At 71.7% G+C, this 17,512-nt stretch carries 19 protein-coding genes and 1 riboswitch; of the genes, 9 read left to right on the top strand and 10 right to left on the bottom strand.

Annotated elements, in window-relative coordinates; all coding sequences use genetic code 11:
* The first annotated feature begins 48 nt into the window (after nucleotides 1-48).
* Both ACIP6U_RS38710 and ACIP6U_RS38705 read left to right on the top strand, forming a co-directional pair.
* A complete protein-coding gene (locus ACIP6U_RS38710) occupies nucleotides 49-1,401 on the top strand; it encodes a class II 3-deoxy-7-phosphoheptulonate synthase (RefSeq protein WP_401727400.1) in 1,353 nt (450 codons plus the stop codon).
* Between the two features lie 152 nt (nucleotides 1,402-1,553).
* Complete coding sequence (locus tag ACIP6U_RS38705) at nucleotides 1,554-1,820, top strand: bacterioferritin-associated ferredoxin (RefSeq protein WP_401727399.1); 267 nt, start codon at nucleotides 1,554-1,556, stop codon at nucleotides 1,818-1,820.
* Nucleotides 1,821-1,853: 33 nt separating this feature from the next.
* Here the strand turns inward: ACIP6U_RS38705 and bfr are convergent, their stop codons facing one another.
* On the bottom strand, nucleotides 1,854-2,330 hold the full coding sequence (gene bfr / locus ACIP6U_RS38700; RefSeq protein WP_019062355.1) for a bacterioferritin: 477 nt from the start codon (nucleotides 2,328-2,330) through the stop codon (nucleotides 1,854-1,856).
* Between the two features lie 179 nt (nucleotides 2,331-2,509).
* Here bfr and ACIP6U_RS38695 point away from each other — a divergent pair, with 179 nt between their 5' ends.
* Nucleotides 2,510-3,142, top strand: a complete 633-nt coding sequence (locus tag ACIP6U_RS38695) for a sulfite oxidase-like oxidoreductase (RefSeq protein ID WP_401727398.1) — start codon at nucleotides 2,510-2,512, stop codon at nucleotides 3,140-3,142.
* Nucleotides 3,143-3,163: 21 nt separating this feature from the next.
* Here the strand turns inward: ACIP6U_RS38695 and ACIP6U_RS38690 are convergent, their stop codons facing one another.
* The 6 genes from ACIP6U_RS38690 to thiO all read right to left on the bottom strand — a co-directional run bounded on the left by ACIP6U_RS38690 (nucleotide 3,164) and on the right by thiO (nucleotide 8,943).
* Nucleotides 3,164-3,697: a DUF4396 domain-containing protein gene (locus tag ACIP6U_RS38690; RefSeq protein WP_401727397.1), complete on the bottom strand. Its 534-nt coding sequence runs from the start codon at nucleotides 3,695-3,697 to the stop codon at nucleotides 3,164-3,166.
* 85 nt (nucleotides 3,698-3,782) lie between these two features.
* Nucleotides 3,783-4,655 (bottom strand): deoxyribonuclease IV, encoded by an 873-nt coding sequence (locus ACIP6U_RS38685; protein WP_401727396.1) that lies wholly within the window; start codon nucleotides 4,653-4,655, stop codon nucleotides 3,783-3,785.
* Nucleotides 4,656-4,743: 88 nt separating this feature from the next.
* Nucleotides 4,744-6,675: a Stk1 family PASTA domain-containing Ser/Thr kinase gene (pknB, locus tag ACIP6U_RS38680; RefSeq protein ID WP_401727395.1), complete on the bottom strand. Its 1,932-nt coding sequence runs from the start codon at nucleotides 6,673-6,675 to the stop codon at nucleotides 4,744-4,746.
* A 118-nt stretch (nucleotides 6,676-6,793) separates the two neighbouring features.
* On the bottom strand, nucleotides 6,794-7,588 hold the full coding sequence (locus ACIP6U_RS38675; RefSeq protein WP_124004243.1) for a thiazole synthase: 795 nt from the start codon (nucleotides 7,586-7,588) through the stop codon (nucleotides 6,794-6,796).
* Nucleotides 7,589-7,591: 3 nt separating this feature from the next.
* Nucleotides 7,592-7,792 (bottom strand): sulfur carrier protein ThiS, encoded by a 201-nt coding sequence (gene thiS / locus ACIP6U_RS38670; protein ID WP_401727394.1) that lies wholly within the window; start codon nucleotides 7,790-7,792, stop codon nucleotides 7,592-7,594.
* The gene (thiO, locus tag ACIP6U_RS38665; protein ID WP_401727393.1) at nucleotides 7,789-8,943 is read right to left on the bottom strand and encodes a glycine oxidase ThiO; all 1,155 of its coding nucleotides are present in this window, start codon (nucleotides 8,941-8,943) and stop codon (nucleotides 7,789-7,791) included. The genes thiS and thiO overlap by 4 nt, the downstream gene beginning before the upstream one ends.
* Nucleotides 8,941-9,052: riboswitch (TPP riboswitch) on the bottom strand. Its footprint overlaps the gene before it by 3 nt.
* 53 nt (nucleotides 9,053-9,105) lie before the next feature.
* Between thiO and ACIP6U_RS38660 the strand changes: the two genes are divergently transcribed.
* The 6 genes from ACIP6U_RS38660 to ACIP6U_RS38635 all read left to right on the top strand — a co-directional run bounded on the left by ACIP6U_RS38660 (nucleotide 9,106) and on the right by ACIP6U_RS38635 (nucleotide 14,189).
* On the top strand, nucleotides 9,106-9,456 hold the full coding sequence (locus ACIP6U_RS38660) for a hypothetical protein (protein ID WP_401727392.1): 351 nt from the start codon (nucleotides 9,106-9,108) through the stop codon (nucleotides 9,454-9,456).
* Nucleotides 9,457-9,488: 32 nt separating this feature from the next.
* Nucleotides 9,489-10,718, top strand: coding sequence for an NAD(P)/FAD-dependent oxidoreductase (locus ACIP6U_RS38655; RefSeq protein ID WP_401727391.1), 1,230 nt, complete (start codon nucleotides 9,489-9,491; stop codon nucleotides 10,716-10,718).
* 144 nt (nucleotides 10,719-10,862) lie between these two features.
* Nucleotides 10,863-11,234 (top strand): Rv2175c family DNA-binding protein, encoded by a 372-nt coding sequence (locus ACIP6U_RS38650; RefSeq protein ID WP_401727390.1) that lies wholly within the window; start codon nucleotides 10,863-10,865, stop codon nucleotides 11,232-11,234.
* Nucleotides 11,235-11,373: 139 nt separating this feature from the next.
* The gene (gene thiE / locus ACIP6U_RS38645) at nucleotides 11,374-12,021 is read left to right on the top strand and encodes a thiamine phosphate synthase (protein ID WP_401727389.1); all 648 of its coding nucleotides are present in this window, start codon (nucleotides 11,374-11,376) and stop codon (nucleotides 12,019-12,021) included.
* A gap of 201 nt (nucleotides 12,022-12,222) precedes the next feature.
* A complete protein-coding gene (metF, locus tag ACIP6U_RS38640) occupies nucleotides 12,223-13,146 on the top strand; it encodes a methylenetetrahydrofolate reductase [NAD(P)H] (RefSeq protein ID WP_401727388.1) in 924 nt (307 codons plus the stop codon).
* Between the two features lie 56 nt (nucleotides 13,147-13,202).
* Nucleotides 13,203-14,189, top strand: a complete 987-nt coding sequence (locus ACIP6U_RS38635) for a hypothetical protein (protein WP_401727387.1) — start codon at nucleotides 13,203-13,205, stop codon at nucleotides 14,187-14,189.
* A gap of 72 nt (nucleotides 14,190-14,261) precedes the next feature.
* Here ACIP6U_RS38635 and ACIP6U_RS38630 read toward each other — a convergent pair whose 3' ends face one another.
* The 3 genes from ACIP6U_RS38630 to ACIP6U_RS38620 form a co-directional block, all read right to left on the bottom strand.
* The gene (locus ACIP6U_RS38630; RefSeq protein WP_401727386.1) at nucleotides 14,262-15,791 is read right to left on the bottom strand and encodes a phytoene desaturase family protein; all 1,530 of its coding nucleotides are present in this window, start codon (nucleotides 15,789-15,791) and stop codon (nucleotides 14,262-14,264) included.
* Nucleotides 15,792-15,882: 91 nt separating this feature from the next.
* Entirely contained in the window at nucleotides 15,883-16,497 is a 615-nt protein-coding gene (locus tag ACIP6U_RS38625; protein WP_401727385.1) for a DUF4126 domain-containing protein, read from the bottom strand.
* A gap of 371 nt (nucleotides 16,498-16,868) precedes the next feature.
* Nucleotides 16,869-17,501 carry a TetR/AcrR family transcriptional regulator gene (locus ACIP6U_RS38620; RefSeq protein WP_401727384.1) on the bottom strand — a complete coding sequence of 211 codons (633 nt, stop codon included), beginning with the start codon at nucleotides 17,499-17,501 and terminating at the stop codon, nucleotides 16,869-16,871.
* Between the last annotated feature and the right edge of the window lie 11 nt (nucleotides 17,502-17,512).

The following is a 17,512-nucleotide window of genomic DNA, read 5'->3' as shown; positions in this document are numbered from 1 at the left end:
GATGAGCAGGGGAAGGGGCGCCCGACACGACCGCGTAATGTTTACGACGTGACCGTGAACGCTAAGACCAGCGCGAGCGCTGGCAACACCTGGCGAGATCTGCCCGCGGCGCAGCAGCCCGAGTACCCCGACACCGAGGCTCTGCGCGCAGTGATCGCGGACCTCGAGTCGTATCCGCCGCTCGTCTTCGCGGGCGAGTGCGATCAGCTGCGCGCCCGGTTGGCTGCCGTCGCCAAGGGAGAGGCGTTCCTCCTCCAGGGCGGCGACTGCGCCGAGGCCTTCGACGCGGTGTCCGCCGACCACATCCGCAACAAACTCAAGACCCTGCTCCAGATGGGCGCCGTGCTGACGTACGCCGCCTCGGTGCCGGTGGTCAAGGTCGGGCGCATCGCCGGCCAGTACTCCAAGCCGCGCTCCAAGGGCACCGAGACCCGTAACGGCGTGACGCTGCCCACGTACCGCGGTGACTCGGTCAACGGCTTCGCCTTCGACGAGAAGTCCCGCATCCCGGACCCCGAGCGCCTGAAGCGGATGTACAACGCCTCCGCCTCGACGCTCAACCTGGTCCGCGCGTTCACCACCGGCGGCTACGCGGACCTGCGCCAGGTGCACGCCTGGAACCAGGACTTCGTGAAGTCCTCTCCGTCCGGGCAGCGCTACGAGCAGCTCGCGCGCGAGATCGACAGCGCGCTGAACTTCATGCGGGCCTGCGGCACGGACCCGGAGGAGTTCAAGACCGTCGAGTTCTACTCCTCGCACGAGGCGCTGCTGCTCGACTACGAGTCCGCCCTGACCAGGGTCGACTCCCGCACCGGGCAGCTGTACGACGTCTCCGGCCACATGGTGTGGGTCGGTGAGCGCACCCGTCAGCTGGACGGCGCGCACATCGAGTTCGCCTCGCGGATCCGCAACCCGATCGGCATCAAGCTGGGCCCGACGACGACGGCCGAGGACGCGCTGCAGTACATCGAGCGCCTCGACCCGGACCGGGAGCCCGGCCGGCTCACCTTCATCGTGAGGATGGGCGCGGACAAGGTCCGCGACAAGCTGCCCGAGCTGGTCGAGAAGGTCACCGCGTCCGGCGCGACCGTCGCCTGGATCACCGACCCGATGCACGGCAACACGTACGAGGCGGCCTCCGGTCACAAGACCCGCCGCTTCGACGACGTGCTCGACGAGGTGAAGGGCTTCTTCGAGGTCCACAAGGGCCTCGGCACCCACCCGGGCGGCATCCACGTCGAGCTCACCGGTGACGACGTCACCGAGTGCGTGGGCGGCGGCGACGAGATCTTCGTCGACGACCTCCACCAGCGCTACGAGACGGCCTGCGACCCCCGGCTCAACCGCAGCCAGTCGCTTGACCTGGCCTTCCTCGTCGCCGAGATGTACAGGGACCAGTAGCCGTTTCGCCTGTTACAGCAGTGTGCCGTGGGGCGGGGATCACATACGATCCCCGCCCCACGGCACTTTTGCGGCACTCGCGCGGCGGGTAAGGTTAGGTTAGCCTCACCGATTGTCGGGATGGCACGACTCCTTCGATCCCCGCCCGGGAGGTGACCCGCGTGTACGTCTGCAACTGCTTCGGTGTGACCGAGGCGCAGGTCGCGAAGCACGCGGAGGGCGGTGCCTGCACCCCCCGGCAGATAGCGTCGGCCTGCAAGGCGGGCACCGACTGCGGGTCGTGCGTACGCCGCATCCAGGCACTGCTGGGTCGGGGCGCCTGTCCGCGCCGCGAGCCGGCCGACCAGGGCGAGCCGATGCTCACCGGACTGGCCGCGACGGCGTTGGCCGCGCGGGCCGAGCTGGAGGACGCGGCCTAGGTCCGCAGGGCGCGGCCCGGGTCCGGGCGGGTCTCAGCTGGGCTGCTCGATCTGCTGCGCGATGTAGAGCGCCTCACCGAGCTGCTCGATCAGCTGGAGCTGGGTGTCGAGGTAGTCGATGTGGTGCTCCTCGTCCTCGAGGATGTCCTCGAAGATGTTCGCGGACGTGATGTCGCCCTTCGTGCGCATCACCTCGATCCCGCGCTTGAGGCGGTCGATCGCCTCGACCTCCACCTGCCGGTCCGCCTGGAACATCTCGGTGACCGTCTGACCGACCCGGACGTGGAACAGCCGCTGGTAGTTCGGCAGACCGTCGAGCATCAGGATGCGCTCGGTGATCTTGTCCGCGTGCTTCATCTCGTCGATGGACTCTTCACGCGTGTACTTGGCGAGCTTGGTCCAGCCGTTGTTGTCCTGGATGCGGTAGTGCAGCCAGTACTGGTTGATCGCGGTCAGCTCACCGGTGAGCTGCTCGTTCAGGAACTCGAGGACCTCGGGGTCGCCCTGCATCGCAGAGGCTCCTTCCAAAACAAGGGGAAGTGGCGGGTTGCGCCGCATCCTTGCACCGCGCACGGAAGATCGTCCAGTAAGTCTTCACTTAGTAAGTAAGGGCATGCTTAGTCCGATTTCGGGCGGATTGAGCGGATGCTGGTCCGATGCACCGTCTCCGGTCTGTCAGGATGGAGGGCATGGGTCAGTCGGTGCAGCGGGGAAGTGGCGAAGCGGCCTACTCCGAGCTCCCACCGGGTCAGCGACTGCAACGCGGCTGGCCGGTCACCCATTACGGCCCGGTCCCCAAGTTCCGGCCCGAGCGCTGGGAGTTCCGGGTCTTCGGCGCCACCGCGGACGGCGAGAAGCGCTGCTGGAACCACGAGGAGTTCTCCGCGCTGCCGTACGACACCGTCGTGGGCGACCTGCACTGCGTCACGAAGTTCAGCATGCTCGGCGCCGAGTGGGGCGGCATTCCCGCCCGGGCGATCCTGGAGATCGCCCCGCCCGCGCCGACGGTCACCCATGTGATGGTCTGGGCGGAGTACGGCTTCAGCTCCAACCTCCGCCTCGCGGACTTCGCCGCCGAGAGCACGATCTTCGCCACCCACAAGGACGGCGAGCTGCTGACCGCGGAGCACGGCTTCCCGCTGCGGCTGGTCGTCCCCCATCTGTACGCATGGAAGGGGCCCAAATGGGTCCGCGGCGTGGAGTACATGACCGCCGACCGCCGGGGCTTCTGGGAGGAACGCGGCTACCACAACATCGGCGACCCGTGGCGGGAGCAGCGGTACTCCTACCAGGAGGAGCCGGAGGACGGCCCGGAGGTCTGACGCCCGGCGTCCTCGACGTGGTCAGTGGTGGTACTGGTGCACCACCGCGTGGCCCTTGCCCCGGCCGATCATCCACTTGTTGACCGGCACGGTGACCACGAAGGCGATCACCAGGGACAGTGCCAGCGAGACCCAGAACAGCGCGTCGGCCAGCTCCGCGTCCATCGCGTCCGGCCACAGCACGATCACGCCGTTGTCGATCAGCTCCATGACGGCGATGGACAGGGTGTCGGCGGCCAGTGCCACCCGGAACGCGGCACGGAGGCCGAGGCCCGCCTTCAGCACTCCGCGCAGGGTGAGCGAGTAGCCGAAGAAGAACGCCAGGACGATCGCGAGGACGGTGGTCGGCAGGTTGCCCCAGCCGAACGCCGTGCCGATGACCATGCCGAGCACCTCGCCGATGGCGCAGCCGGTGAGGCAGTGGAGGGTGGCCTGGACGGCGGTCTGCCAACTGGCGGCGCCGGTCTGCTGGTGCTGATGCCCGTGTTCGTGCTGGTCGTGGCCGTGGTGCTCGTCGTGGTGCTGGTCGTGGTGTGCGTGCGCCTCGTGATCCATGGGTGCCCCCAATGCCAGGTAGCGGTTCCTGCCTCACGCAGGAACCGTATACCCCCAGGGGGTATTCCCCAACAGGCTGCGCCGATTACGCGTCCCGGAGTTTCTTCAGCCGCTCCACGTCCGCCGCGTGCCCCTCCTTGCCGCCGGGCGTCTCGATGACCAGCGGGACACCCTCGGTCGCGGGGTGGGTCATCAGTGCCCGGAACGGGTCCTCGCCGATGTGGCCGGAGCCGATGTTCTCGTGCCGGTCCTTGTGCGCGCCCACGACGTCCTTGGAGTCGTTGGCGTGGATGAGCTTGAGCCGGCCCTCACCGACGGAGTCCACCAGCAGATCGAGGGTCTGGTGCATACCGCTCGGCCCCGTCAGGTCGTGCCCGGCCGCGAAGATGTGGCACGTGTCCAGGCAGACGCCCAGCTTCGGATGGGCGTCCAGCGCCTCGAAGTACGGCCCGAAGTCCCAGGTCCGCGAGCACAGCGAGAAACCCTGCCCGGCCGTCGACTCCAGCAGCAGGAACGGGTCGTCGTCGTGGGTGAGTTCGTCGAGCAGCGGCAGCATGTGCTCGCGCACCTGCCGCAGGGCCACGGACCGCTCCCGGCCGCCGGTCGCGCTGCCCGTGTGCACGACCACGCCGAGCGCCCCGATCTCCCGCCCGCGCCGCAGCGAGTGCCGCAGCGACTCCACCGACTTCTCGACGGTGGCCTCGGTGTGCGAGCCGAAGTTGATCAGATACGGGGCATGGACGTACGCCGGGATCGACTCGGCCTCGCAGGCCGCGCGGAACTCCTCGTCCTGGCGCGGGCTGCCGGCCGGAGTGGCCCAGCCGCGCGGGTTGGCGACGAAGACCTGCACGGTCTCGGCCTGCAACTCACGGGCGTAGGACAGCCCCACGGAGTTCAGACCGCCGGCCACGGGCACATGACCGCCGACGGGGTTGCGGGAGGGGAACGGGCTCTTCACCGGTCCAGGGTGTCATGCGGTACGACCCGTTCCGGCACCGCGTCCTGGGGCGGGCGGCCCTTGTCCGGCGCCGGGCCGCCCGCGACGGTCAGCGGATCTCGATGGTGATCGTCGACCCCTTGGGCGCCGTCTCCCCGCCCTCCACGGACTGGCTCTTGACGGTGTCGCCGAACAGGCCGAGCAGTCCGCGGTCCTCGTCGACCTGGAACCCGGCGTCCTCCAGAGCCTGCTTCGCGTCGTCGACGCTGTCACCGGTGACGTCCGGGACCTCGACCTGCTCCGGGCCCTTGGAGATCGTCAGCGTCACCGTGTCGCCCTCGCCGGCCTGGCTGTCGGCCTCCGGCGTCTGCGCGGCGACCTGGCCCTTGTCGTACTCGGAGTTGACCTGCTCGGCGGCGACCTTCACCTTCAGGCCCGCGTCCTCCAGGTCGGCCTTCGCGTCCTCCAGGTCCTCGCCGGTGACGTCCGGGACGTCCACCGCGCTGCCCTTGCTGACGGTCAGCGCGATCGCCGAGCCGGCGTGCCGCTCGGTGCCCTCCGCCGGGTCCGTGGAGATCACGAAGCCCTTGGGGACGTCGTCGTCGAACTCCCGGGTGACCATGCCCGGTTCGAGGCCGTCCGTCTTCAGCAGGGCCTTCGCCTTGGCGAGGACGAAGCCCTTCAGCGCGGGCACCGGCACGATCTCCGGGCCGTCGGAGACGGTCAGGGACACCGAGGCGTTGTCGCGGATCCGGGTGCCGGGCACGGGGTCCGTGCTGATGACCCTGCCGCGCTTCACCGTGTCGCTGTAGGCGTGCTTGACCGACCCGAGGTCCAGGCCGGCGTCGTCCAGCTGCTTGCTCGCCTGGGCCTGCGTCTTCGCCAGCACCGCCGGGACCTTGGTGAACTGGCCGGAGTTGATGTACCAGACGCCCGCGCCGACGCCGAGCACCAGCAGGACCGCGACGACGAGCGCGAGCGGCCCGCGCCGGACTCCGCCGCCCGTGCGCCGCCGGGGCGGCAGCGGCGGGGGAGAGGCCAGCACGCTGGTGCGGTGCACGTCCCGCTGATCCTCGTCCTCGTTGACCGGCAGCAGGCGCGGCACGGTCAGCGAGCGCGGGATGACGCTCGTACGGTCCTCGGCGATGCCCCGGTCCGCCGCGAGCGCCTGCGGCGGGATCGCGTCGAGCTGGTCCTCGCGGAGCGCGGCGCGCGTCTCGCGGGCGTGCGCGAGCAGCGCCACCGCGTCGTAGGGGCGCAGTTCGGGGGTGCGGGCGGTGGCCGAGGCGACCAGCTCGTCCAGCTCGTACGCCAGACCCGGCACGACGGCCGAGGGCGGCGGGACGTCCTCGTGGATGTGCTTGTAGAGGACGGTGGCGGGGGAGTCGCCGTAGTGCGGGCGCTCGCCGGTCAGCATCTCGTACAGGACGACACCGCACGCGTACACGTCGACCCGGGGGTCGGCGGTACCGCGCTCGATCTGTTCCGGCGCGAGGTAGGAGACGGTGCCGAGGACGGCGCCGGTGGTGCTGGTGACCGTGTCCACGGAACGGACGAGCCCGAAGTCGGCGACCTTGACCCGGCCGTCGTCCCCTATGAGCACGTTCTCCGGCTTCATGTCGCGGTGCACGAACCCCGCGCGGTGCGCGGCGCCGAGCGCGGCCAGGACCGGCTCCAGGATGTCCAGGGCGGCGCGCGGCTGCAGCGCCCCGCGCTCGCGCAGCACGTCGCGCAGGGTGCAGCCGGCGACGTACTCCATGGCGAGATAGACGTACGACCCGTCGGCGCCCTGGTCGAAGACCTGCACCACGTTCGGGTGGGCCAGCCGGGCGACCGACTTGGCCTCCCGGATGAACCGGTCGACGAAGGAGACGTCGGCGGCGAGCGCGGGGTGCATCACCTTCAGCGCGAGCACGCGGTCGAGGCGGGTGTCCACGGCCCGGTAGACCGTGGCCATCCCGCCGACCGCGATCCGCGCGTCCACGCGGTAGCGCCCGTCGAGCACCTGCCCGACCAGAGGGTCCTGAAGGGTCGTATCCACGCAGGTGAGTGTACGAGCCGGGACCGACAGGCCTCTCGGTTCGGGCGATTTCGGGGCGTGACTGCAGCCGAGCTGTGACGGACGGCGCACCGAATTCCGGCCATGGTCGAACGTGCGTTCAGAACGCGGGCCGCTCCGGATCCAGCCGCGCAAGCCCCTCCGTGGGGGACGAGGCGTCCGCGAAATGCCGCCGGGGAATGCGCCCCGCGAGCCGGGCCAGCCGCCCCGCCTCCACCGCGTGCCGCATCGCCTCGGCCATCAGCTGCGGCTCCTGCGCCCGCGTCACCGCCGAGGCGAGCATCACACCCGCGCACCCCAGCTCCATCGCGAGCGCCGCATCCGAGGCGGTGCCGGCGCCCGCGTCCAGGATCACCGGCACGCGCGCGTGCTCGACGATCAGCTGAAAGTTGTGCGGGTTGCGGATGCCGAGCCCGGAGCCGATGGGCGAGCCGAGCGGCATGACCGCCGCGCAGCCGACGTCCTCCAGCTTGCGGGCGAGCACCGGGTCGTCGTTCGTGTAGGGCAGCACCGTGAAGCCGTCGTCGACCAGGGTCTCGGCCGCGTCGAGCAGCTCGATCGGGTCGGGCAGCAGAGTGCGCTCGTCGGCGATGACCTCGAGTTTGACCAGGTCGGTGCCGAGCGCCTCGCGCGCGAGGCGGGCGGTGAGGACGGCCTCGCCGGCGGTGAAGCAGCCGGCCGTGTTGGGCAGCACCCGGATGCCGAGCCGGTCCAGGACGGACAGCACCGAACCGTGCACCGAGGGGTCCACACGGCGCATCGCGACCGTCGTCAGCTCCGTCCCGGACGCCACCAGCGACCGCTCCAGGACGTCCAGGCTCGGGGCGCCACCGGTGCCCATGATCAGGCGGGACGTGAAGGACGTACCGCCGATGACGAAGGGGTCGTCGGCCATGGGTCAGCCTCCTTGGACGGCGGTGAGGACCTCGACGCGGTCCCCCTCGGCGAGGGACGTCGAGGACCACTGCCCGCGCGGGACGACGGTTTCGTTCAGGGCGGCGGCCACTCCCGAAGGGGCCGGGGTGAGGGCGCGTACGACGGTGTCGAGAGCCGTGCCGGGAGCGAACTCCCGGGGCTCCCCGTTGACGGAGATGTTCATACGGGCTGCTCCAGGAGCGCGAAACGCTTCGGGGTGAAGGGGCGGGCCTCGTCCGGGAGTTCACCGGTGGCGAGGGCGTGCGCCAGGGCGTCGCCGGTGACCGGGGTCAGCAGCACGCCGTTGCGGTAGTGCCCGGTGGCCAGCAGCAGCCCGGCAAGGGCGGTCGGGCCGAGCAGCGGGGCGTTGTCGGGGGAGCCGGGGCGCAGCCCCGCGCGGGTCTCCGTCAGCGGCAGCTCGGTGATGCCGGGGACCAGCTCGTGCGCGTCCCGCAGCAGCTCGTACACCCCGCCCGCGGTGACCGTGGTGTCCCAGCCCAGCTCCTCGCTGGTGGCGCCGACGACCAGCTCGCCGTTCTCGCGCGGCACCAGGTAGACCTGGCTGCCGCGGACCATCGCGCGGACGGTACGGCTCAGGAAGGGCGCGTAGCGCTGCGGCACGGTGAGCCGCAGCACCTGGCCCTTCACCGGCCGCACCGGCGGCAGCACCTCGTCCGGCACCCCCGCGAGCCGCCCGCTGAGGCTGCCGGCGGCCAGCACGACCTGGTCCGCGTCCAGTTCGGTGCCGTCCGCGGTGGTGACCCCGGCGGCCCGGTCCCGGACGACCCGGAGGCGCTCGGTCCAGGTGCGGTGGAAGGTCACCCCGGCCCGCTCGCAGGCAGTCACCAGCGCGCGTGCCAGGCGGCGCGGGTCGATCTGGTGGTCGCCGTCGACGCGGAGACCGCCGCGCACGCCCGGCGCGAGCATCGGCTCCAGGCGCCGGCAGTCCCGCCCGGACAGCCACTCCGACTCCAGGCCCGACTGCCGTTGCAGTGCGTGCAGTTCGCGCAGGTGGGCGCGGTCGTCGGCGTCCAGCGCGACGGCGAGCGTGCCACAGCGGCGGTAGCCGAGGTCCTGGCCGGTGAGGTCGGTCAGCTCGGCGGCGAAGTCGGGGTAGCGGCGCGCCGAGGCGAGGTTCAGGCCGAGCAGGGTCTGCTCGCCGTAGTGCAGCTCCGTGACGGCGGCCAGCATGCCGGCGGCCACCTGGGCGGCCCCGCCGCCCGGTTCGGGATCCACGACGGCCGTCGCGAAGCCGCGCTGCGCGGCCCGCCACGCCGTGACCAGGCCGATGATTCCGCCCCCGATGACGAGGACGTCTGACGTACGTGACGACATGGGCGTCCAGCCCCTCCCTTCGCCGGCATGACCCGGATCAGGTTCGTACGGTCGGAGGCCGCCAGCCTCCCTCTCAGCCCGGTGCGTCCGGGCTCCCGCGAGTGCTTGTACGTTGGCCAGCCTAGCCCTTGATTCCGCGCCTCTGTAAGGGAGCCTTCCGCCATGGCCCGCTCGCTGGACGGCCTCGTCCTCGCCCCCGTCGCCGACCAGGCCGCAGGTCAGGTGGGTACCCGCACCCGGTTCGCCTACCACGAGAAGGACGGCGAGATCTGGGCCGAGTACGCGGGCGGCGACGTCGCGCGCGGACACCTCGTGGGCACTCGGGCAGGTGACCGGCTGGACTTCCGGTATGTGCAGTTGAGGACCGACGGGACGACGGCCTCGGGGCACTGCGTGTCGACCGTCGTGGAGCTGCCGGACGGGCGCGTGCGCCTTGAGGAGACCTGGGAATGGGAGTCGGCGGCCGGCACCGGGACGAGCGTTGTGGAGCAGGTCACTGAACACGACCACTGACTGACGATTTGTCAGGTGTCTATGGTGATCAGGTGAGCGAGCAGACGCGGGACGAGAACACGGCACCGAAGCGGCGCGTGGTCGTCGTCGGCGCGGGCATGGCCGGGGTGCAGACCGCGGTCGCCCTCAGGGAACAGGGCTTCACCGGCGATGTCACCCTCCTCGGCGCCGAACCCCATCAGCCCTACGACCGGCCACCGCTGTCCAAGGCCGTCCTGCTGGGCAAGGCCGAGGGCTCCGCCTTCGACGTCGACTTCGAGGCGCTCGGCATCGAACTGCGCCTGGGCCGCGAGGTGCTGGGCGTCCGCCCCGCCGACCGGGAACTCGACACCGAGGCCGGCCCGGTCCCGTACGACGTCCTGGTCCTGGCCACCGGCGCCGAACCGATCCGGCTGCCCGGCACCGACGGCGTGCCCGGCGTGCATCTGCTGCGCACCCTGGACGACGCCGAGCGGCTGCGCCCGGTGCTCGCCCGGCAGCACGACATCGTGGTCGTCGGCGCGGGCTGGATCGGCGCGGAGTTCGCCACCGCCGCGCGCGAGGCGGGCTGCGCGGTGACCGTCGTCGAGGCCGCCGACCGGCCGCTCGCGGGCGCGCTGCCCGCCGAGGTCGCCGCGCCGATGGCCGCCTGGTACGCCGACGCGGGCGTCACGCTGCGTACGCACGCACGCGTGGAGCGCGTCGAGCCCGGCGAAGTGGTCCTCTCCGACGGCTCCCGGCTGCCCGCCGGCGCGGTCGTCGTCGGCATCGGCGCCCGCCCCGCCACCGGCTGGCTCACCGGCTCCGGCATCGCCCTCGGCGCCCACCGCGAGATCCTCGCCGACGACCGGCTGCGCACCTCGACACCGGACGTCTACGCGGTCGGCGACTGCGCGTCCTTCCCCTCGGGGCGGTACGGCGAGCGCCTGCTGGTCCACCACTGGGACAACGCCCTCCAGGGCCCGCGCACGGTCGCCGCGAACATCGTGGGCGAGGCGCCCGTGGTCTACGACCCCGTCCCGTACTTCTGGTCGGAGCAGTTCGGCCGCTTCGTGCAGTACGCCGGCCACCACCCGTCGGCCGACACGCTGCTGTGGCGCGGCGACCCGTCAGGACCCGCCTGGTCGGTGTGCTGGCTGCGCGAGAACCGCCTGGTCGCCCTGCTCGCGGTGGGCCGGCCGCGGGACCTGGCGCAGGGGCGGCGGCTGATCGAGGCGGGGGCCGTCATGGACCCGGAGCTGCTCGCGGACGCGGGGCGCCCGTTGAAGGCCGCGCTGGTCTGAGACCGTGTCGGTCCGAGGTCGTGGAGGTCGTGCCGGTCCGGAGCCGCGCCGTTCTGGAGCCGGGCCGGCCCGAGGCCGTTGGAAAACCGCAGGTGGGAGGCGCCTGGCTTCCGACTGTCAGTCCGGGATGGCAGGCTTGTCGTCGTGACCGAGATTGACGCAAAGATCGATGCTCTCGTCCCCGCGTGGCTCACGCTCCCCGACATCGCCGAGCAGTTCGGCGTCGAGGTGACGCGTGTGCGGCAGCTGGTCAAGGACGGCCAGCTCATCGCCGTACGCCGTGGTGAGAACCGCGCGCTGCACGTCCCCGCCGCCTTCATCGACGAGGCCGAGCAGAAGGTCGTCAAGGGCCTGACCGGGACCTTGACGCTGCTGCGGGACGACGGCTTCACGGACGAAGAGATGCTGGAGTGGCTCTTCACGCCCGACCCGAGCCTGCCGGGTACGCCCGCGCAGGCCCTGAGCGAGAACCGCGGTACGGAGGTGAAGCGCCGCGCCCAGGCGCTCGCCGTCTGACGGGCAGTACTGATCGACGGGCCGGGGCGGGCAAGGGGCCACGGCCGTGGCCGACAGCGGCCTCGGGGCGGAGCGGCGACCTCGTCCGACGGTCGCCGCTCCGCCCCGCATGCCGCCGAACCCCCGGAGGGACCCGCACATGTCCGACACCGCACGCGCCGAACTCGCCGACGCCCGTGTCTACCTCTGCACGGACGCCCGCAAGCGCCAGGGCGATCTGCCGGAGTTCCTCGATGCCGCGCTGGCGGGCGGTGTGGACATCGTGCAGCTGCGCGACAAGGGCATGGAGGCGGCCGAGGAGCTGGAGCACCTCGCGGTCTTCGCCGAGGCCTGCGCCCGGCACGGCAGGCTCCTCGCGGTGAACGACCGCGCCGACGTCGCCCGTGCCGCCGGCGCCGACGTCCTCCACCTCGGCCAGGGCGACCTCCCGGTCCCCGCGGCCCGCGCGATCCTCGGGGACGACTTCCTCATAGGCCGCTCCACACACGCGGATGCGGAGGCCGAGGCCGCCGCCGTCCAGGAGGGCGTCGACTACTTCTGCACCGGCCCCTGCTGGCCGACCCCCACCAAGCCCGGCCGGCACGCTCCGGGCCTCGACCTGGTCCGGCACACCGCCGCCCTCGGCACCGACCGCCCGTGGTTCGCCATCGGCGGCATCGACCTCGGCAACCTCGACGAGGTGCTGGCTGCGGGCGCCCGCCGGGTGGTCGTGGTGCGGGCGATCACGGAGGCCGACGATCCCGGGGCAGCGGCGGCGGAGTTCGCGAAGCGGCTGCGGGGGGCGTGACGGCGGGCGGGTGACCGGGCGGACGGTCCGTGGGGGACGGCGAGACCCCGGCTGTTGCCCGATCGCCCACCCGACTCGCCCATCCGACGTGCCCGCCCGGCTGTCCGTTCGGTTGTCCGATGGGTGGACAACAGGCAGACAATCCGGGCAAATATCCGGCATCCGGTTGGGTGACCGCCGCCCCCTGGTTAACCTGCGGGTATGGCTCTCGGAACCGCATCCACCAGGACGGACCACGCACCCACCGTGCGCGACATCCTGGCGTCCGGCAAGACGACGTACTCGTTCGAGTTCTCGGCGCCGAAGACCCCCAAGGGGGAGCGGAACCTGTGGGGCGCGCTGCGGAGGGTCGAGGCGGTCGCCCCGGACTTCGTCTCCGTGACGTACGGCGCCGGCGGCTCCACCCGCGCGGGCACCGTCAAGGAGACCCAGCAGATCGAGGCCGACACCACGCTGACCCCGGTCGCCCACCTCACCGCGGTCAACCACTCCGTCGCCGAACTGCGCAACATCATCGGCCAGTACGCCGACGCGGGGATCCGCAACATCCTCGCTGTGCGCGGCGATCCGCCCGGCGATCCGATGGCCGACTGGGTGCCGCACCCGCGGGGTCTGACCTACGCCGCCGAACTGGTGCGGCTCATCAAGGAGTCCGGCGACTTCTGCGTCGGCGTCGCCGCCTTCCCGGAGATGCACCCGCGTTCCGCCGACTGGGACAGTGATGTCGAGCACTTCGTCGACAAGTGCCGGGCTGGCGCCGACTACGCCATCACGCAGATGTTCTTCGAACCGGAGTCGTACCTGCGTCTGCGCGACCGCGTCGCCGCCGCAGGCTGCGCGACCCCCGTCATCCCCGAGGTGATGCCGGTCACCAGCGTGCGGATGCTCGAACGACTTCCGCAGCTCAGCAACGCGGCGATCCCCTCCGTCCTGAAAGAGCGGATCCTCACAGCAAAAGACGATCCGGCCGCTGTACGCTCCATTGGGATCGAATTCGCCACGGAGTTCTGCGCGCGGTTGCTGGACGAAGGCGTGCCAGGACTGCACTTCATCACGCTCAACAACTCCACGGCGTCCCTGGAAATCTACGAAAACCTGGGCCTGCACCACCCCCCGCGGGCCTAGACCGGCCGCACGGACATACGACACACTGCGTAGCGGCCACTGGGAGAGGGGCGTACATGGGCTGGACGGTCCTCTACATCGCGTTCGGCATCGTCGCGCTATGGCTGCTGGGCGAGGTGCTGCTGCAGTACAAGGCACGGTTGCGCTGGCGACTGCTCGCCTTCGTCGGCTTCCTCGGCGTCGTGCTCGGGGTGCTGATCCCCTCGGTGATCGTCATCGGACTGGGTGCCGCCGCGTTCGCGGTCGGGCAGACCTACGTCACGCTGTCGTTCCGCCGCGGCTTCGCCTCCGGCTGGGCGGTCAGCCGACCGGGCGCCGGTGACGACTCCAAGCGCCGCCGCGGCGAGCCCGACCTGGACCCGAACCTGGAGGCCGCCGACCTCCAGTCGGCCGAGGGCGGCTACGGCGACGGCGGTTACGCCGACGACCGGGCGGCCTACCGCCAGGACGCCGACGACTTCGACCGCGACGACGTCTTCGCCCCCGCCCGCTCCGCACAGCCCACGGCCGCCGAGTCGACCGCGGTCTACGAACCGCAGCCGCTGCCCGACGACACCGGTTCGTACGGCGTGTACAGCGACGCCGCGTACGCCGCCGCCAACAACAGCGACCAGTCCGGCGCGTACCCCGGCCAGGACCAGTACGCGACGGCCGCCCAGGGCGCCGAGCAGAACTACGCGTACGACTACTCCGGTTATGACCAGCAGCAGTACGGCTACGACACCACCGGGCAGCAGCAGTACGCCGCCTACTCCGACCCGTACATCGGCACCCAGGCCTACGGCGGCAACTACGACGCCGGCTACGACCAGTACGGCCAGCAGCAGGGCTACAGCCAGGACCAGTACGGCAACACCGGCTACGGCACGGACACCCCGGGCAACGGCGTGTGGGTCCCGCAGCAGCGCACCGACGAGTCCTACGGCGGCGAACTCCCGCCGGAGCAGGGGTACGGCTACCAGGACAACGGCCAGGGCCAGCACGACGGCCAGGGTCAGGGCCAGCAGCAACACGGGTACGACGAGCAGCAGTACCGTTTCTGACCTCTCGGCCACGACCGCCGTAACTCACTGAGAGTCACGGCGGTTTCTGCTGTCGTCGGCCGAGCGCGGAACTCACTGGGAGCCCCGGAACTCCGGTCCCTCCACGATCAGTCCGGCCACCAGCGCGCCCGACATGCCCGCGTGCGCGAGCCCGCCGCCCGGATGCGACCAGCCGCCGACGGTGAACAGACCGGGCAGGGCGGTGGTGTTGGCCGGGTGCAGCAACGCGCCGCCGGCCGCGGCCAGCGCGGGCGCGGGTACGCCTCCACCTGCCACGCCGGTCGCCTCCGCCAGGTGAGCGGGGGTGCGGACCTCATGCCACAGCAGGCGCTCCCGCAGCTCCGGTACGGCCCGCTCGGCGACGTCGATCAGGTGCTGGGCGTGCTGCTCGTACCCCTCGAACTCCGCCTGCGCGGCGTCGAGTTGGGCCGGCACCGCTGCCGTGAGCGTGATCGCCTCGTGCTCGGCGTCGGGGACCAGCCCAGGATCGTCGGGGCGCAGGACGGTGACCGTGGGTCTGGTGGCCGGCCCGGACGACGTGCCGGTGTTGGTGACCGCGCCGAACAGCTGGCCGAGCTCCCGCTCGCGGTCCTCCGCGTGCACGACGGTCCGATGCGCGGTCCCCTCCGGTCGCCCGCCCCGCAGCGCCAGCAGGACCGAGAGACGGCTCGGCAGCCCGCGCTGCGGCGGGACCTCGCCGTCACCCCGAACCGCCGTACCCCGCACCCGGTCCAGCACGTCGGGCGCGACCCCGGCGACCACGAAGTCGGCCTCCGCCACCGAGCCGTCCGCCAGCTCGATCCCCGCCGCCCGGCCGTCCTTCTCCAGGATCCCGGTGACCTCGGTGCCGAAGTGGAACTCGACCCGGCGGGCCAGGCACCGCTCGTACACCGCGCGCGCCAACTCCCGCAGCCCGCCCCGGACGTACCAGGTGCCGAAGGCGTGGTCCAGGTACGGCAGGACGGCCGCGCTCGCCGGGGCGACCCGCGGATCCAGGCCGTACGCGAGCGCGTGGCTCTCCAGCAGGGCGGTCAGCCGGGGGTCGCGCAGCTCCCAGGCGCCGATCTCGGCGAGGGTGGCAGCCCGCCGGGTGCGCAGCAGCCGCTTGTGCGGGACCGACGGGTAGGGCTCGCGCTCGGCCAGCACCGGCCAGTCGGACCACAGGGGCTCCTCCAGGAGGGGCCGGCGGGTGCGGTCCCAGGCCTCGCGGGCCCGCACCAGGAAGTCGCCCCAGCGGTCGCCCGCGCCCGCACCGAGCGCCTCGTCCAGGGCGGTGACCGCTCCCGCGCGCGAGGCGTTCGGCAGCGTGACCTCGGTGCCGTCCGCGAAGAGGTGCCGCGCGGACGGGTCGACCTGGACCAGCTCGACGCACGCCTCCAGCGGCTCCTTGCCGGTCTTCACGAACAGATCGCGCCAGACCGCGGGCAACGGCAGCAGACCGGGACCGGTGTCGAAGGCGAAGCCGTCCCGCTCGACGCGGCCCAGCGCTCCGCCGTACGTCTCCCCACGCTCGTACACCGCCACCCGGTGGCCCGCGACGGCCAGCCGGGCGGCGGCCGCCAGCGCGCCCATTCCGGCGCCGATCACCGTGATCCGTCCCATGCCGGCGACTTTATCGACCGCCGCTGACAATCCCGGCACGGGCCGTCGGTCCGGCGGCCGGCCCTCTGTCGGTCGGGCGGCCGGTCCACCGTCAGTCGGGCGGCCGGTCCACCCGTGAGACGAGTCTGCGTTCCTCCCGCCGTTGGGCCCGGCGGCGCAGGTAGCGGCGGATCCGGGAGATCAGGAAGATCAGCACCGTCAGTCCGGCCACCAGCAGCACGGCCGCGATGATCGCCGCCGCCTGCGGATGGAACATCGCGAACGTGACGAGCCCGCCGACCCCGAGATCCTCGGCCAGGCTCACGATCACGTTGCTGAACGGCTCCGGCGAGGTGTTGATCGCCATCCGCGTCCCGGCCTTGACCGTGTGGCTGGCCAGCGCCGTCGAACCGCCGACCAGGCCCGCCACCACATCGTTCATCGACCCGCTCTGCCCGGCGAGCAGCGCGCCCACCCAGGCACCGGCGACCGGCCGGACCACGGTGTGCACCGAGTCCCAGGCCGAGTCGAGGTAGGGGATCTTGTCGGCGACGGCCTCGATCAGGAACAGCACGCCGGCGATGACGAGGACCTCGGGGCGCTGCATCGCCTCGGGCACGTCGTCGGTCAGTCCGGTCGCACCGAACACGCCGAGCAGCAGCACCACCGCGTAGGCGTTGATGCCGCTGGCCCAGCCGCTGGTGAAGACCAGGGGAAGTACGGACACGGAGGCGATCGTAACCAGTCGGCGAACCGTCGTCCTGGGGCTGAGTGCGGATGGCTGAGTATGCGTACCTAGTGAGTGAGTTGAGTACGCGCGCGGATGGGGCCCGACCTGCGTGAACGAGAGAGTGGAGACACGGAAAGGGGATCGGCTCCGGCACCGGCGACACGGGGCGCCGGAACGGAGCCGCCCACGATCCGCTCCTTCCGCCGGCACTGTCGGCGGGAGCGAGGCACGGGGGAACCCGGGGGAACGACCGGAACGGGGTCCCAACAGGGGGAACGGGAAACACGGGGGAGCACGAGAAGGCGCCGGTTCGAGGTGGCCCGCGGGGGACGCGGCCACGGCGGACCGGCGCTTTCGTGTGTCGGGGGTCAGCCCGGGTGGCCGCTGACGCGTCCCTGGAGCAGTCGGGACATCGCCGCGTGGACGTCGTCCAGGGAGCGTTCCGGCTGGAAGGACTGCCAGTCCAGGGCGACCACCAGGACCATGCCGACCAGCGCGGCCGCGGTCAGCCGGATGTCGATCTCGTCGCTGAACTCGCCGCCCGCCACGCCGTCGCGCAGCACGTCCTCGACGACGGTGTTGACCTGCTGACGCACCACCATGAGCGTGGACTGCCAGGTCCGGTTGGTGCGCCACAGCTCCGCCACGTACAGCTGGGTGAAGGCCGGGTAGCGGGCGATGAAGCCGAGTCCCGCGCGGATCATCGCGTCCAGGGCGTCCACCTTGCTGCCGCCGTCCCGGGCCGTCTGCTCGGCGGCCTCGCGCAGGGAGGCGGTGAGCAGGCCGACGCCGTGTCGCAGCAGCTCCTCGAAGAGGACCGACTTGCTGGCGAAGTTGTAGTAGACCGTGCCCTTGGCGACCCCGGCACGCTCGGCGATCTCGTCCACCGTGGTGGCGGAGAAGCCCTGCTCGGCGATGAGCGTGACGGCCGCCTCGTAGAGCTTCTGTCGGGTGGCCTCGCGGCGGGTGCTGCCGCCCGACGGGATGCTGCTGCTTTCCATGGTCCCGATTC

This window comes from Streptomyces sp. NPDC088794 (assembly GCF_044750545.1).
GTDB lineage: Bacteria > Actinomycetota > Actinomycetes > Streptomycetales > Streptomycetaceae > Streptomyces.
This window is presented reverse-complemented; position numbering and strand designations above follow the sequence as displayed.

What these genes read in the sequence shown, in the direction of transcription:
- thiE (WP_401727389.1), top strand. Translation starts at nt 11,374, where the DNA reads ATGTCCGACACCGCACGCGCCGAACTCGCCGACGCCCGTGTCTACCTC.
- ACIP6U_RS38675 (WP_124004243.1), bottom strand. Translation starts at nt 7,588, where the DNA reads ATGGCCGACGACCCCTTCGTCATCGGCGGTACGTCCTTCACGTCCCGC.
- ACIP6U_RS38660 (WP_401727392.1), top strand. Translation starts at nt 9,106, where the DNA reads ATGGCCCGCTCGCTGGACGGCCTCGTCCTCGCCCCCGTCGCCGACCAG.
- ACIP6U_RS38630 (WP_401727386.1), bottom strand. Translation starts at nt 15,791, where the DNA reads ATGGGACGGATCACGGTGATCGGCGCCGGAATGGGCGCGCTGGCGGCC.
- ACIP6U_RS38635 (WP_401727387.1), top strand. Translation starts at nt 13,203, where the DNA reads ATGGGCTGGACGGTCCTCTACATCGCGTTCGGCATCGTCGCGCTATGG.
- ACIP6U_RS38620 (WP_401727384.1), bottom strand. Translation starts at nt 17,501, where the DNA reads ATGGAAAGCAGCAGCATCCCGTCGGGCGGCAGCACCCGCCGCGAGGCC.
- ACIP6U_RS38690 (WP_401727397.1), bottom strand. Translation starts at nt 3,697, where the DNA reads ATGGATCACGAGGCGCACGCACACCACGACCAGCACCACGACGAGCAC.
- bfr (WP_019062355.1), bottom strand. Translation starts at nt 2,330, where the DNA reads ATGCAGGGCGACCCCGAGGTCCTCGAGTTCCTGAACGAGCAGCTCACC.
- metF (WP_401727388.1), top strand. Translation starts at nt 12,223, where the DNA reads ATGGCTCTCGGAACCGCATCCACCAGGACGGACCACGCACCCACCGTG.
- thiS (WP_401727394.1), bottom strand. Translation starts at nt 7,792, where the DNA reads ATGAACATCTCCGTCAACGGGGAGCCCCGGGAGTTCGCTCCCGGCACG.
- thiO (WP_401727393.1), bottom strand. Translation starts at nt 8,943, where the DNA reads ATGTCGTCACGTACGTCAGACGTCCTCGTCATCGGGGGCGGAATCATC.
- ACIP6U_RS38695 (WP_401727398.1), top strand. Translation starts at nt 2,510, where the DNA reads ATGGGTCAGTCGGTGCAGCGGGGAAGTGGCGAAGCGGCCTACTCCGAG.